This window comes from Streptomyces albiflavescens (genome assembly GCF_014645835.1).
GTDB lineage: Bacteria > Actinomycetota > Actinomycetes > Streptomycetales > Streptomycetaceae > Streptomyces > Streptomyces albiflavescens.
Genome location: NZ_BMMM01000021.1, coordinates 134949 through 149323, shown reverse-complemented (window position 1 = coordinate 149323; position 14375 = coordinate 134949). Strand labels below are relative to the sequence as shown.

The following is a 14375-nucleotide window of genomic DNA, read 5'->3' as shown; positions in this document are numbered from 1 at the left end:
CACGCCTACCTGGCGAGTTCGGCCGGTGCATCCAGCCGCGTCAGCTTCCGCGGGTTCCGCACCACGTAGATCCGGGTGACCCGTCCGTTCTCCACCACGAGGCTCACCGCGGACGGCTCACCGTCGATCTCGATCCGGCCCGCAGGCGCACCGTTGAGCCACACGGCCGTTGTCGAGAATGCGGCCACCACCCGGTTCGCGCGCGCGAGGAACGGCGCTACCACTTCGGCCCCGTGAATCGGAGCCAGAGCGGCGGCCACCACCCCGCCACCATCGGCGATCAGAACCACATCGGGTGCCATGACGTCCAACAGTTCCTGCAACTGCCCGGTGCGCAACGCGGCCAGGAACCGTTCCACCACGGCCCGCTGCTCCGACCTGCTCACCGGCACCCGTGGCCGCCGGGCCGCCACATGCTCGCGGGCCCGCCGGGCGATCTGCCGCACCGTGGCTGCGGACTTGCCCGTCGCCTCGGCGATCTCGCCGTACGGCAGGTCGAAGACCTCTCGGAGCACGAACACCGCCCGCTCCACAGGCCCGAGCGTTTCCAGCACGGTCAGCATCGCGATCGAGACACTCTCCGCGAGTTCGACGTCCTCGGCGACATCGGGGCTGGTCAGCAGCGGCTCCGGCAGCCACTCGCCCACATAGTCCTCGCGGCTGCGCGCCAGCGTCCGCAGCCGGTTGAGCGCCTGCCGGGTGACGGCCCGGACGAGGTACGCCCGCGGGTCACGTACCTGCGCGTGGTCGACGTCGGCCCACCGCAGCCAGGTCTCCTGCAGTACGTCCTCCGCATCGGCTGCCGAGCCGAGCATCTCGTAGGCGACGGTGAACAACAGGCTGCGATGGACGACGAAGGGATCCCCGGTCATGCCGTGGACGCCACGCGGGACTTCTCAGGACGCGCGGCCAGCGGAATCTCGCACGCATCGGAGAAGCCCTGCGACTCGACCCCGTTCGCCACGTTGGCCCTGGTCGCCAGGTTCACGAAGGCGATGTACGCGGTGACCTCGACCATCGCCGCCGGGCCGAGTCGCTCCAGCAGGCTCGCGTACAGCTCGTCGGTGACGGTCGGCGGCGTGTTCGTCATGGCCTCGGCGTACTCCATCACGTCGCGCTCCAGCGGCGTGAACACTTCCGACTCCCTCCAGCGCGGCACCTGGCTCGCCTTGGCCAGGTCCAGGTTCTCGTTCTGTGCCTGGAAGTAGCCGACGTCCAGGCACCAACTGCAGCCGACCTGCGCCGCGACGGCCATGTGCGCGAATGACTTGAGGCTCGCGTCGGCCGCATCCCACGCGCCCACCCTGCCGCCGAACTCCAAGTTGTCCTGGGCGACCCTGGGACTGTGCCACACCACCTCGACGTTCTCGGGTACGGCACCGAGCTGCTTGATCATGTTCTCCTTGAGTTCGGCCGGGAGCTCGGCCTTCGGAAGGCGTAGCGTCATGATGTCTCCTCATACGGGCACCTGTTTGGCTGTTCGGCATGAAGACACCGCCGGACCCGCGCATGTGACATCCACCGCCACCGAGACCATCTTCCGCTCGCCCGCACCGCACACATGGTGTGTGTGTTCGCCGGCCTCTTTGCCGCAGCGACCGGGGCGACCAGAACGGCGGGAATCTGCTTGCTGGCCCAGCGGCACGAGCTCGCCGTGGCCAACTGCCGCGTGGGGGTCGTGCAGGGGCGTACAGACGCTGACGGAAGCTACAGCTCCTTCCATGCTTCGGCGTCGTCCCCACGTTCCAGCCGGTCCAAGAGCTCGGGGACGCGATCAGTAACGAAGCGACAGACGTACATCTGTGCCCAGCTCACCACACCGGCATTGAACCGCCCTCAGAGAGCAGAGACGACCCCCACGCCGGAGCACGGTCATGGACTGGTCCTCGTCGACGACGAACCACGGGGTCGCGAACTCCCTGCCGACAAGGCCCGGAAACTCGGAGGCGTCCGAGACGCTCAGCGCGGTCGCTCCCTCGGTGGAGACGAGGAAAGGCCGTGACGGGGGTGGTCGGGGTCACCAGCACGTCGGCGCCGGTCATGGCCGTGAGGAAGGCGTTGTAGATGTCGGTCTTCCCTTGCCGGAAGGCGGCGCTGACCTGACGCCCGGTGACGCTTTTGGCGCGTTCGGCCGGCTCCAGGACCATCAGCCACAGCTCCACGCCCCCGGCCTGCATCTCCTGGGCGAACTCCAGGTACTCGCACGCGTTCAGGTGGTCGAAGAACAGCATCGTGTCAGGCAGTTGGATGCCCACCTCCTCGACAGTGGCGCCGGCGGCGCGCATGTCGTCCAGGGCCCGGGCGAAGAGCCTGCGCACATCGGGGTCGAGGACCTTCTGCCCCAGGTCGTAACAGGCGGCGACGCGCACCCCGGTCAGGTCTCCCGGCGTGAGCGCGGCCTCGATGTAGCTGCCGGCGCGCTCTCGGTGACCCCGCGCAGCCCGAACTCGGGCGTGGTCGTCTTGCCCAGCAGAATTACGCCCTGCTCCTTGAGCAGCGCCCAGCCGATCGCGTCCCCCTCCGGCACGTTCTCGGCGAAGGCCGTGCATCCGTAGGTCGTCCGCACCCCGGCGGTCTCGCCGAGGTCCTTCACCGTCATAGGCACCCCGAACAGCGGGGGCAGTTCCCCATGGGCCCGCAGGCGCCGCTCGGCCTCCTTGGCGTCCGCCCGTGCCTGGTCGGCGGTCACAGGGTCTGGGTGGAGGGGCGCGTTCGGTCGCGGTCCAGGGGTTGCTGTCGTCGCCGGTGCCGGGGACGTTGGAGCTGCCGGCCGCACGACCCGGTTCCCATGGTGTGCCGGTCGGCTCGCTCTCGGTGACACCGAGGACCCCGAACAAGGGAGAAACCCTACGGCGGAGGCGGTCTCTTCCCAGAGGTGAAGCGCCGTTCAGCCTTCGGTACCTGCTCCCGGGCGGCGGTCACCGTGGGCCGGACGCAAAAGAGGGCGTGCCTGACGGGTGCGGGGCCGCCCTTGGGCGCTGGTTGCCGGTATTACGAAGTGGCCGGTGCGTCGGTTCCGGTCGACAGAGCGAGCAGGAGTGGCTTGGTCGCGATCGTCATTTCGGTCGGCGTTCGCGGGCATCCGCGCTGCAGCCAGTCGGTGGCCACGCCGATGAGCGCGCCGGCGACGAATGCCGCGGGCACGTCGTGCGGGATCACGGACGCGTCCGCGGTGTCCGGCGTCGGGGTGTGGTCCGTGGCGGGAATCTGGCCGGAGGCGTGGGCGGCTGCCGCGGTGCGCAGCCGTACGTGCTCGATGACGCGGGCGCTTCCCGTCGGTCCGAGCAGGCTGCGGTAGAGGCCGGCGTGTTCGGCGAAGTGTGCGAAGAAGGCCGTCAGTGGCGGGTCGGGGTCCTCCGGGTTCTCCGAGGGCCTCGACGGGTTCGCGCGGGCCGGGTCGATGGTGAGGACCACCCCGATCAGGTCGTCGATCATCGAGGTGCAGGCGGCCTCTGCCAGTTCGTGCACGTCCTGGTAGTGGGCGTAGAACGTCGAGCGGTTCACCTCGGCCCGGTCGACGACGTCGGCGACGCTGATCTGTGAGAGGTCGCGCTCCTCGACGAGGTCGATCAGGGCGCGCTGCAGGGCTGCCCGGGTGCGCCGTACGCGCCGGTCGCCCGGCTGGGCGCTGCTGCTCTTGGTCATGGACATCCTCCGCAGCCTACCGTGCCCCACCCCACAAAGCCAACGAGTGTCGGTTTTCCGTCGAGTGTTGGTAAACCGACAGATGTGGGTTAACGTGAAACTCGGAACGTCACATCGACGGACAACGGCCTCATCCATGCCGTGTACCGACCAGCAAGCGGTGCACGGGCCACAGAGCAGAGGGAGAGGGATGTGAAGGGTTTGAAGGGCAAGCGGATCGTCATCGCCGGGGCTACCGCCGGGATCGGGGCGGCGACGGCCGAGCGGCTCTCGGAGGAGGGTGCCTCGGTCGTCATCGGTGGCAGAAACCTCGATGCCGGGCAGGTGCTGGCCAAGCGTCTGAACGAGGCCGGCGGCAAGGCGATCGCGGTGAAGTTCGACCTGGCCGACGAGGACTCGATCAAGGCGCTCATCGACACGGCCGCCACCGAACTCGGCGGGATCGACGGGCTGTTCAACGTCGGTGCCGAGCTCTCGGCCCAGCACCTGGCCCGGGACAAGAACCTGCTGGACATGGATGTGACCGTGTGGCGGCGCACCTTCGAGGTGAACCTGTTCGGTTACGCCATCGCCATCCGTGAGGTCATCCCGCACCTGCTGGCGCAGGGCGGCGGTGCCATCCTCAACACCTCGGCGGGCGCGGCCTGGATCGGTGAGACCGAGCGCCCGGCCTACGGGGCGTCCAAGGCCGCCATCAACTCGCTGGCCAGGCACGTCGCTTCTGCCTGGGGCAAGCAGGGCATCCGCGCCAACACCCTCGGGGTCGGCGTGACCATGACCGAAATCGCGCAGGAGCAGATCGGCGAGGAGTGGCAGGCCAGGATTCTGGCCACGATGCGCAGTCCGCGGCTGGGCAAGCCGGCCGACGTTGCCGCGGCCGCCGCCTTCCTGCTGTCCGACGACGCGGAGTGGGTCAACGGTGGCCGGGGTGAGGGCGCCTCCCCGCGCTGGATCCGTCGCGCGTTGGAAGCTGGCCTGCGCCGGCTGGGCACTGACCACATCGACCTCTACCAGCTGCACCGCCACGACTGGGACACCGGACTCGACGAGACCCTGGGCGCCCTCACCGACCTGCAACGCGTCGGTCTCATTCGTGCCTTCGGGCACTCGACGTTCCCGGCCGAGAAGATCGTGGAGGCGATGGGGGTGCCCCCGGTTCGAGCGAAGCCGAGAACTGGGGGAGGGTGGCCGAGCGGCGCGGCCACGCCCGTTTCCTGACCGAGCAGCCGCCGTACTCCATCGTCAACCGTGCGGTCGAGACGGCGGTGCTGCCCACCGCGCAGCGCTACAACCTGGGCGTGCTCAGCTAGAGCCCGCTCGCCCACGGCTGCCTCAGCGGCCGGGACGTCACCGACGCCCACCGGGCCAGGCTCAACCCGCCGATGTTCGACACCACCAACCCGGCCAACGCCCGCCGCGCCGAGATCGTCGACGCCCTGTCCAAGGTCGCCGACCAGGCCGGCCTCACGCTGCCGCAGCTGGCCCACGCCTTCGTTCGCGCGCACCCGGCCGTCACCTCGGTGATCATCGGCCCCCCGTACGCCGCAGCAGCTGCGGGACTCGATCGAGGCCTCCGACGTGCTCACCGGCGACGTCCTGGATGCCATCGACGCGATCGTCCCGCCCGGCACCGACATCAACCCCGCCGACACCTACAACGCCACCCCGCCCTCGATCACCGACCCCCATCAGCGCCGTCGGTGGGCCGCCTGGCGCCCGGTTCGCCGGCTGACGACGGCCATGCGTCGGCGGCTGGGCCCGACACGACCGGATGCCGCGTCCAGCCCGCCCCACCTGCTCACCATCCCCCTCGTGTATCCGCAGTTCGAGAAATTGGAGTGTCATGAACCTCAACCTCACCAACAGGACCGCTGTAGTCACCGGAGCCAGCCGGGGCATTGGACTGGCCACCGTCCGGACCCTGATCGGCGAGGGTGTCCGTGTCGTGGGCGCCGCCCGTACCGTCACGCCCGAGTTGAAGGAGACCGGTGCGCATGCGGTGTCGGCGGACCTGGGCACCGCGGAAGGGGTCTCCGCTCTCATCGACGGCGCGCTGGCCGAGCTGGGCGGCATCGATCTGCTGGTGAACAACGTGGGAGGCGGGGACGGGACGACCGTCGGCTTCCTCGATGTCGCCGAGTCCGAGTGGACCAGCGCGTTCGACATGAACGTGCTCAGCACCGTCCGTGCCACCCGGGCGGCCCTGCCCAGCCTGATCGAGCGCCGGGGAGCGATCGTCAACGTCTCGTCCATCATGGCCCTGATGTCCGGAGGCTTCCCGCCCGCCATCAGCTCGGCCAAGGCGGCGGTCACCGCGATCGGCAAGGCGCTGTCCGAGGAGTTCGGTCCCCAGGGTGTACGGGTGAACACCATTTCCCCCGGCTTGGTCAACACCTCCGTCTACTCGGACCCCAACGGCGCGGTTGCCCAGTGGGCCGCCGCGTCCGGCATGAGTCTTGCCGACTTCCGCCAGCAGATGGTGAAGGGCCAAAACGTCACGACCGGCCGCATGACCGAAGCGGAGGAAGTGGCGGCCCTGATCGCGTTCCTCCTGTCCGACGCGGCCGGAAACATCACCGGCGCCGACTACGTCATTGACGGCGGCACCATCAAGATCGTCTGAATTCGACTGGTGAAGTTTTTTACGTGATCGCGTGGTCGGGTGGGGCCCGCACGGGCCGACATGCAGAACGTGATCAAGGAATACCCCGACATGCTGATCCAGCAACACACTCCGCCGGTCGCGGAGGGGGAATGGACGGCGTCGGTTGTCCACCAGGTCGGCTTCGGCCCCGATGCCACGTCTACGGCCGCTGTCCACCGTCACCGCGGGGGTCGGATGGTCGAGGAGTACTGGTTCGGTCGGGAACTGACCGAGGGTGAGCAGGATCCGTACGCTCACGAGGAGCCGTTCATCACGATCACCAGCCCCGACAGCCACCTGCTGCAGGTGTCGGTCGACGTACGGCCCGGCTGGAGTGTCGTCGTCCGCGGCAGCGAGGTGGGCAAGCGTTCGGCCACCTTCACCCGGCGGGAGGACGGCGAAGCCGTCGAGCAGCTCCGGTTCCTCGCGACCTTAACGGCACGTGCTCGGAGTGGTTGGCCCTTGGCCGCGCCGACCGATGACAGCCGCGAAGCCTGTCAGGCTCGGCCAGGAAAGAGCAGGCATGCCACCGGCGCGGATAGTCAGGACGATGGCGGTGCAACTCCCTGCTCGACTTCAATTCCAATCGCTCATGGTTTTGTCGATGGTGGCTCTGACTCGGCGAACGATGAAGACGAAGGCGGCTCACCGAGTCCCGCCTCGTGCGGCGGCCTCGTCAGACGGCCTTGACGACGGTGCCGGCGTCTTCGAGCGCGGCCACCTCGTCGGCGGGCGCCGTGGTGTCGGTGACGAAGGTGTGCAGGAGCGTGGAGGGGCCGACGTGGGCGTAGGCGGTGTGGCCGAGCTTGCTGCCGTCCGCGGCGGCGATGATGCGACGTGCGGAGGCGATGCTCGCCTTCTTCACTGCCGCGTCGTCGAGGTCGTAGGCGGTCAGGCCCTCGGCTGCGCTCAGGCCGCAGCAGCCGACGACGGCAGTGTCGAAGCGCAGTGCCGACAGGGAGGCGAGCGTGAGGGGTCCGGTCAGGGCCCCCTCGGCGGAGCGGGGACGTCCGCCGGGCACCATCAGTGTGGTCGGACTCGGAGAGTCGCTGAGAATGTGGATGGCCTGCAATGACAGGGGCATCACAGTGACCGCTCGTCCACGCAGCAGGCGGGCGACCTCCAGGCAGGTGGTGCCGCTGTCCAGGAGGACGGTCTCGCCGTCGGCGATGAGCGAGGACACCTCGGCTGCGATCCGGCGCTTGGCGTCGACGGCCTCGTGGGCGCGCAGCGCGAAGGGCGGTTCCTCACCCCTGAGCAGCAAGGTGCGTGCCCCGCCGCGGACGCGTTCGAGGACGCCTTGCGCGGCCAGTGTGTCGAGGTCGCGCCGGATGGTCATCTCCGAGGCGCCGGTCAGCTGGGCGAGTTTCTGGACCGTGGCACTGCCCGACTCTTTGACGGCCTGGGCGATCAGCCGGTGACGGTCTGCGTTGCTCATACCGCGATTGAACACCACCCAGAACGAACACTCAAACTGTTCGGAAATCAGTTCTTCAAACACAAAAGATGTTCGTTATGGTGGTTGGCATGGAACATTCGCTCCGAGCCGCCCGTGTGGCGACCTTCGTTTACTTCATCCTCAACGGCACCCTGGTGGGCATATGGGTGGTGCAGATCCCCGCCGTCGAGGAGCGCGTTGGCATCAGCCACGCGACGCTGGGGGGCTTCCTGGTGCTGCTGGGTGTCGGGGCCTTCATCGGTATGCAGATGGCCGGCCGCCTGGCCGACCGCCTCGGAACGCGCGTCGTGGTCCCCGCCGCCGGCGTTCTCTGCAGCGCGGCCCTGGTGCTGCCCGGCCTCCCGCGGGATCCCTGGACGCTCGCAGGCGCCCTGCTGATCTTCGGCTTCGGCAACGGTTGCCTCGACGTGAGCATGAACGCCCACGCCGTGCATGTGGAGAAGTCATACAACCGGCCCGTCATGTCGGCCTTCCACGCCACGTTCTCCGTCGGCGGGGTCATCGCCGCGCTCGTCGGAGCGGGCGCCGCGAGCGCCGGTATGAGTCCGGCCGCGACGCTCGGCGCCGCAGGAGCCGTGGGCATCGTGACCGCACTGGTGTCGGCACGCGGTCTGCTGCCGGTCGCGCCGGTGTCCGCCACCACCGCTGCGGAGGATGAGGGCGATGCGACCGCGAAGCGACGCACCGCCCCCGGGCGCATCTGGATCCTCGCCGCCCTGGCCCTGATGATCATGCTGTGCGAGGGGGCCGCCAACGACTGGAGCGCCCTGCACCTGAGGAACATCCTCGGTGCACCCGCGAGCACCGCCGCCTTCGGCTACGGCACCTACGCGGCGACGATGACCATCGGCCGACTGCTCGCCGACCGCCTCTCCGCCCGGTTCGGGCCCGTGGCCATCCTGCGCCACGGCTCGGCCATGGCCGCCGTCGGAATCACGATCGTGGCCCTCTCCCCGTGGATCTGGGCCGCGTTCGCGGGCTGGGCACTGTTCGGCCTGGGGCTGTCCGGCTGCATCCCCCAACTGTTCAGCGCAGCCGGGCACGCCGACCCCTCCGCTGCCGGAACCAACGTCTCCCGCGTCGCCGGGCTCGGCTACCTCGGCATGCTCGCCGGCCCCGCCGTCATCGGCTGGATGACCCACCTCGTGGCGCTGAACCACACCTTCCTGCTGCTGACCCTGCTGTGCGTGATCGCCGCTGCGACCGCCGGAATCCTGCGCACCGGATCCGACCGCACGCGCGAGATGGCGCCGAGCAGTCACTGACCGCCTGTGCGGCACGGCCCGAACACCGTGCCGCACAGGCTCCCCGCTCACCCCTGCCGGGTGCCAGACCGGTGGGGGAGATCCCCACCGCCTGCAGAAGGAGCCCCCGATGCCCGAGACAGACGCCACCCCCGCCCGCGGCCGTGTCGGTGTGATGCTCCCTCGCGACCTGCCCGTCCGGGACGTGCTGCCTTACGCCCGGCGAGCCGAAGAGCTGGGGTTCGACCAGGTATGGGTGGTGGAGGACCTCGGCCGGCGCGGCGGACTCGCACAGGCCGGCCCCGTCCTCGCCGACACCACCAGCATCAAGGAGTACACGACCGCGCTGCGCCTGCTCATGCGCGGCGAGCCCGGCCCGGCAGACGGCCGCTACGTGCGCAGCGAAGGCGTCGTCATCACCGAGGCTCCCGACATCGTCCCCCCCGGTCATCCTCGGCGTACGCGGCCCCACATCGCAGGCAGCGCGGGCGAGGTGGCTGACGGACTCCTCCTGGCCGAGCCCGCGGCCCCCGCCTGCATCACGTCCTCGCTGCGGCATCTGGGCAGCGCCTCTGACGCCATCGGCCCCGAAGTCGTCGCCGCCGCCGACGACGACGAGGACGCCGCTCTCGCCCGCGTCCGCGACGGTCTGACCGCCATCGGCGAGCCGGGCTGGGCCGCGCACATCGACCCCCTGCCCTTCGCCGCGCAGCTGCGCGAACACCGCGCTGCCTGCGCCGACGCCGAGCGATGTGCCCAGACCATGCCCGCCACCTGGGTCCGCGAGCTGAGCATCGCCGGCACCCCCGACGGGGCACGCGAAGCGATCAGGGACCGCCACGCAGCAGGCGAGACCAGCGTCGTCCTCGCTCCCACCGGCCCCGACGCCCTGGCGTCCCTCCACTCGCTCGCCAGCGCCCTGGACCCCCACCCCCGAACCGAAGACCACTAGGACCCGGAGGAACCCACCATGCCCACCGACCGACGAATCGTGCTGTTCGACCTCTTCGGGGTCATCGCCCTCCACCAGCGCCCGGGCGCCTTGGCTGAGATGGCCGCCCGGTGCAACGCACCCGCAGACGCCTTCGCCGAGGCCTACTGGGCCTGCCGCCCGCCCTACGACGCCGCGCAGCAGTCCGCGCCCGAGTACTGGACGGCCGTACTGCGGTGGCTGTCAGTCCCCGTCGATGCCGACACGATCGAGCAGCTGCGGCTCGCTGACATCGACAGCTGGTCACGCGTCGACGGCCGCATGGTCGCCTACGCGCAGTCGCTGCGTGACTTCGCCGAGGTCGCCCTGCTGTCCAACATTCCCTCGGACCACGCGGACAGCTTCGTTGCCGCGCAGCCCTGGCTGCGGAACCTGGACCACGTCGCCTTCTCCGGAAAGATCAGCGCGGCGAAGCCGGACCCGGCAGCGTTCCACCACTGCCTCGCCGCCATGCGGGCCGCGCCCGCTGACTTCCTCTTCGTCGACGACCGCGAAGAGAACGTGCGCGCAGCGCAGGCCCTGGGTATGAATGGACACGTCTTCACCGAAGTCGACGAGCTGGCAGCAGCGATCGACACCTGGCTGCCGACCGGCACGGCATGACCAACGCCGTCGCCATGGTCACCATGGCTACCAGCATCATGGGCCCGAACAACAGCCGGTGATGCAACCGGAGTTGCTTCAGCTCCGACAGGCTCGCCGCCCCAGCACGATCGCGATCGCGAGGTGCACCAGGACCCCGGCGCGTTCGCACCGGCCGGCTGATGTGCTGGATGGTGGCACCCGGTCATCGCGTCACGTTCGAGGTCGACAATGGCGGTCGGGTTCTTCGCCCGGCATCTCGGCCGGGGCCGTCACGTCACCGGCCTGAACTGACGGGTATCGGCTTCGGCCGCGAGTCGGGTGTGAATACCGCTGCTCCGGTTTGAGGCTGCGCATCCAGATGATGGATTCGCGCAGTTGAAGTCCCGCCGTGCGACTGTCGGGCGTCTTGTCGTAAGGCCGTATCGCGAGGTCGGACCCCGTCCGCGTCGGGACCCGTGCGGGGACGGCCGACTGGCCCGCGCACCTTGATCTCATCCAGCACCGAAACGAACCCTCCGCTTTGCAGACGTAGTCCACATCCACATCAACTCGCCCTCGTCAGTGGAGGATTGACGAGATCGTCGTAAGACTGCTTCACTGGCACCGTGGCTGAGCCACTCAACCAGTGAACCGATGAACCGCTGCGCTCGTGAACTACTGGACCCCCCGCCCGTAGCTCTGGAGACCCTCCGTGGACGTCGAAAGCATTCCTCGCCCATCCGTGGTCGACCTGCTTGAAGGCCGGCTGCGCGAAGACAACCTGAGCGGCAGACGCAGGCCCGGATCCCTTCTGCCCCCCGAGCGACTCACCAACACGCTGTTCAATGCCTATCTCCCGGTACGGCGCTCCCTGCGGATGCCGTTCGAGGACGCGGCCACGGCGGCGGGGCGGCTTGCGCCGGTTGTGCGTGCCGTGGCCGAGCGCCGGGTCGAGGAAGCGCAGCGCGCGGCCGAAGCGTACCTTCGCAGCACTGAGAAGATCATGTTGAGCTCGTTGAGCCGTGCCCGGCAGCGGCCGACCGACGATCCTTCGGGGTAGCAGACGACGGATTCTGTCGTGCGGCCCGGATTCGACCGGCGCAACAGTGCGCGGACCGGTGCCACCGATGGGGCAAGTCCCCCGAGCTGCTTGATTCCTGCGCCACGTCTGGACTGTTCCTGACCCGGTCCGTAGAGATCGGGAATGGAGCTGTGAATTGTCATGGACAAGTCATTTCCGTCTTGCTGGTTGTTCGGCGCGGCGTGACGTACGGAGCCCTGATCACACAAGACGCCCGAGACAACTCGGGTTCACCAACCCCTCGGATGCGGCACCCCGTTCATCCAGGGGCAGCGACCAACAACAGGAGGAGCACGGTGAAGAGACCAAGCAAGCGGCGCAGCGCCCTGATCGGTGTGGCGCTGGCCGCTGTCGTCGGCACCGTCCAGCCGGCCATCGCCGCGACAGCGACGGACGCGGGGGACCAGACCACGGCACTCCGGCACTCCCCGGTCCACGATGTCGAGGACGGGATCGCGCGGTCGTTGTCCTCCTCACTCCTGAACCGGGAGTGGAGGGCAAAGGTCCGTGCGGCCGCGCTCGGCACACAAGAGGTGGATCTGCAAGCGCTGGCCGGCAAGGCCGGTGACCCGGCGGGAAGGCGACTGCAGGCCTCGGTGTCCGCCGCGGACCGACACATCGCGGCCCTGAAGGGGCTACCCGCGTCGACCTGCTCGCTGTTGCGTATACGCCTGGGTGCGCCCGCCATGCGCCCGCATCTGAGTGCCGACGCCACCCCTTGGGTAGCCGTCGCGGCAGCCGACGACCACGCCAGGACCATCACGGCATACGACAGCCAGGGCCGCGCCCATGCCGTGGACACCACCCGAGTGCCCGAACGCCCCCTCTACGTCCTGGACATCGACGTCTCCAAGGCGCACCGGGTCGGATTGACGGTGCTGCGCCAGGCGCTCGCCGACAAGGGCCTCGCTGCGCAGCCGACCGAATCGGCGAGCACTGCCGACGCGGCGGGTTGGTGGGCGACCAAGGTCACGGCCGTCGCGGTGCAGGACGACCAGGAACCCTGGTTCAAGGGCGGAGCCGAGATGTTCTCCCTGGTCACCGGTTTCGGGCTGGACGGCAAGGCTCGTGTCGACTCGGTCGACATGCCGTACCTGGACTACGACGGCACCACCTACTACCCGAACCAGATCTTGGTCAACTGGTCGAACTACAAGTACAACCTTGCCGATGTCGTCATGATGGAGGATGACGACGGCACCAACTACAAGGCGCTGGCCCAGGCACTCACCACGGCCCTGCTCACCGTCACCGATCAGGGGACGTACATTCCCTTGGTGAACGCGGTGCTGAGCGCGATGCCCGACTCCTGGTTCACCGACGACCCCGACTACGTGGAGTCCTGGTACACCCTGTCCAAGAACTCGACGGGCCGGCTCAACGGGGCTGCGGGCAACGGGTGGATGACCGTCGAACCGTACTTCGTCGAGCAGTTCTGATCCTCTCCGGCACGGGCGAGGAACGGTCTTTCGTTCATGGGTGGGGCCTCGCCAGGCGGTGCGGTGCCCCACCTCCGGTTCCGTCACAGCTCGGTGCGCACATCTCAGTGCGCACGCCGCAGTGCTGCATCCGCTGGACGAGACCGGCCTGGTCATTCAGTCAGAGTCAGTACTGGGAACGGCCGTCGAGCTGCGGCTGGGGGACTTGTTCGGTCCAGACGGTCTTGCCGTCGGCGCCGTAACGAGTGCCCCGGCGCTGGGCGAGTTGCGCGCAGATGAACAGGCCTCGGCCGCCCTCGTCCCAAGTGTGCGCCTGGCGCAGGTGCGGTGTGCAGGAACTGGCGTCGTGGGCCTCGCAGGTGAGGGTGCGAGGGCCAGGAGACTGCCCTCGGCCAGTGGGATGGTGGCCTGGGCGTAGGGTGGGCCCTCGGCTCTGCCCAGGGAGGGTCTCCTTGGCACCGGCCCCGTCGTGGTCGGTTTGTGGGGCGGGGGGATGGGGCGGGGCCCTGGAGGCTGGGCGGAGGCCAGGGTGCGGGCCGCGTCCTTCGGTTTCCGGTTCCAGGTGCGGTGGCTCGGCTTGGCTTGGGCAACCCGGTGACGACCAGGGACAGTGGGCGGCAGCGACCGTCGGCGCTCAGGTGGAGCTTGCTGGCGCACCCGCCGCGCGAGCGGCCCAGGCCCTCACCCCCTGCACCAGGGTGCGGGCGCCGGCCACATGTTGGTGGGTGCGCATGACGGTCGAGTCGACGGAGATGCTCCAGTCGATCTCGCCGACGCGGAGGTCTCTGTCGATCTGGCCGACGGCGTCGCCCGCGGCTTGGACTGCTGTGGGAAGCCTTCTCAGGTGCCGTCGGTCGGCCACTGCCTTTCCCCGTGCCCCGCCGGACTCCGTCCCGGCCACACGGCCTCACCCCACCTCGCTCAGTCTGCTGACATGCCCCCAGAGCTGATTTCGGGCGGCCTTGGCGACGCTCGGGGTGCGATGGCCCGGCGCGGGCGTCAGGCTGGAAGAGAAGGAAGCCCCACGCGCCCGTGACGGCGCTGTCCCGGCCGGGCACAGGCGCAAACCGCACGCAAAGACCGCACCCGTTCTCGAAGCGGCAGCCCAGGAGTCCGACGCGACGTCGAAGCCGCCTTTCCTCTGCGAGCTCGGTGTGGAGCGGGCTCTGACGGGTGTTGTACAGCAGAAGAGGCGCCAGTGCGAGGGCCCTCCCTTGAAGGTCCCCGGCCACGAACATCAGGCACATGCGATTGCCCACCCATTCACTCGGTGTCACGCCATCCGTGGCCCGCCAGCGCCGCCTCGAA

At 69.1% G+C, this 14375-nt stretch carries 15 protein-coding genes and 1 pseudogene; 10 read left to right on the top strand and 6 right to left on the bottom strand.

The genetic code is table 11. The features are described from left to right. Positions 1–5: 5 nt before the first annotated feature. The 5 genes from IEY95_RS40705 to IEY95_RS40685 form a co-directional block, all read right to left on the bottom strand. On the bottom strand, positions 6–872 hold the full coding sequence (locus IEY95_RS40705) for an RNA polymerase sigma-70 factor (protein ID WP_189191274.1): 867 nt from the start codon (positions 870–872) through the stop codon (positions 6–8). Continuing rightward, positions 869–1447, bottom strand: coding sequence for a carboxymuconolactone decarboxylase family protein (locus tag IEY95_RS40700; protein ID WP_189191273.1), 579 nt, complete (start codon positions 1445–1447; stop codon positions 869–871). The genes IEY95_RS40705 and IEY95_RS40700 overlap by 4 nt, the downstream gene beginning before the upstream one ends. A gap of 364 nt (positions 1448–1811) precedes the next feature. Then, entirely contained in the window at positions 1812–2369 is a 558-nt protein-coding gene (locus IEY95_RS40695) for an amidase family protein (RefSeq protein ID WP_189191272.1), read from the bottom strand. A 5-nt stretch (positions 2370–2374) separates the two neighbouring features. Further along, positions 2375–2689, bottom strand: coding sequence for an amidase family protein (locus IEY95_RS40690; protein ID WP_189191271.1), 315 nt, complete (start codon positions 2687–2689; stop codon positions 2375–2377). 302 nt (positions 2690–2991) lie between these two features. Continuing rightward, positions 2992–3645 (bottom strand): TetR/AcrR family transcriptional regulator, encoded by a 654-nt coding sequence (locus IEY95_RS40685; RefSeq protein WP_229703694.1) that lies wholly within the window; start codon positions 3643–3645, stop codon positions 2992–2994. Positions 3646–3837: 192 nt separating this feature from the next. On the opposite strand from IEY95_RS40685, the gene IEY95_RS40680 reads away from it, so the two are divergent. The 5 genes and pseudogenes from IEY95_RS40680 (at position 3838) to IEY95_RS40665 (ending at position 6979) form a co-directional block, all read left to right on the top strand. Continuing rightward, positions 3838–4863, top strand: coding sequence for an SDR family oxidoreductase (locus tag IEY95_RS40680; RefSeq protein WP_189191269.1), 1026 nt, complete (start codon positions 3838–3840; stop codon positions 4861–4863). Further along, positions 4830–4955 (top strand): hypothetical protein, encoded by a 126-nt coding sequence (locus IEY95_RS50285; RefSeq protein ID WP_268240545.1) that lies wholly within the window; start codon positions 4830–4832, stop codon positions 4953–4955. The genes IEY95_RS40680 and IEY95_RS50285 overlap by 34 nt, the downstream gene beginning before the upstream one ends. 60 nt (positions 4956–5015) lie before the next feature. Next, positions 5016–5492, top strand: a pseudogene (locus IEY95_RS49700) (hypothetical protein); the annotation flags it as partial. Next, a complete protein-coding gene (locus IEY95_RS40670) occupies positions 5489–6268 on the top strand; it encodes an SDR family oxidoreductase (protein WP_189191268.1) in 780 nt (259 codons plus the stop codon). The pseudogene IEY95_RS49700 and the gene IEY95_RS40670, both read left to right, overlap by 4 nt. A gap of 60 nt (positions 6269–6328) precedes the next feature. Beyond that, complete coding sequence (locus tag IEY95_RS40665) at positions 6329–6979, top strand: hypothetical protein (protein ID WP_189191267.1); 651 nt, start codon at positions 6329–6331, stop codon at positions 6977–6979. Here IEY95_RS40665 and IEY95_RS40660 read toward each other — a convergent pair. Further along, positions 6966–7727: a DeoR/GlpR family DNA-binding transcription regulator gene (locus IEY95_RS40660; RefSeq protein ID WP_189191266.1), complete on the bottom strand. Its 762-nt coding sequence runs from the start codon at positions 7725–7727 to the stop codon at positions 6966–6968. The two genes, IEY95_RS40665 and IEY95_RS40660, sit on opposite strands and share 14 nt — an antisense overlap. Before the next feature lie 89 nt (positions 7728–7816). Between IEY95_RS40660 and IEY95_RS40655 the strand changes: the two genes are divergently transcribed. The 5 genes from IEY95_RS40655 (at position 7817) to IEY95_RS40635 (ending at position 13067) form a co-directional block, all read left to right on the top strand. After that, on the top strand, positions 7817–9013 hold the full coding sequence (locus tag IEY95_RS40655; protein ID WP_229703693.1) for an MFS transporter: 1197 nt from the start codon (positions 7817–7819) through the stop codon (positions 9011–9013). Positions 9014–9122: 109 nt separating this feature from the next. After that, on the top strand, positions 9123–9944 hold the full coding sequence (locus IEY95_RS40650) for an LLM class flavin-dependent oxidoreductase (RefSeq protein WP_189191264.1): 822 nt from the start codon (positions 9123–9125) through the stop codon (positions 9942–9944). Between the two features lie 18 nt (positions 9945–9962). Beyond that, positions 9963–10586, top strand: a complete 624-nt coding sequence (locus tag IEY95_RS40645) for an HAD-IA family hydrolase (RefSeq protein ID WP_189191263.1) — start codon at positions 9963–9965, stop codon at positions 10584–10586. Between the two features lie 673 nt (positions 10587–11259). Continuing rightward, positions 11260–11607, top strand: a complete 348-nt coding sequence (locus tag IEY95_RS40640) for a hypothetical protein (RefSeq protein ID WP_189191262.1) — start codon at positions 11260–11262, stop codon at positions 11605–11607. Between the two features lie 317 nt (positions 11608–11924). Continuing rightward, entirely contained in the window at positions 11925–13067 is a 1143-nt protein-coding gene (locus IEY95_RS40635; RefSeq protein WP_229703692.1) for a DUF3103 family protein, read from the top strand. Positions 13068–14375: the final 1308 nt, after the last annotated feature.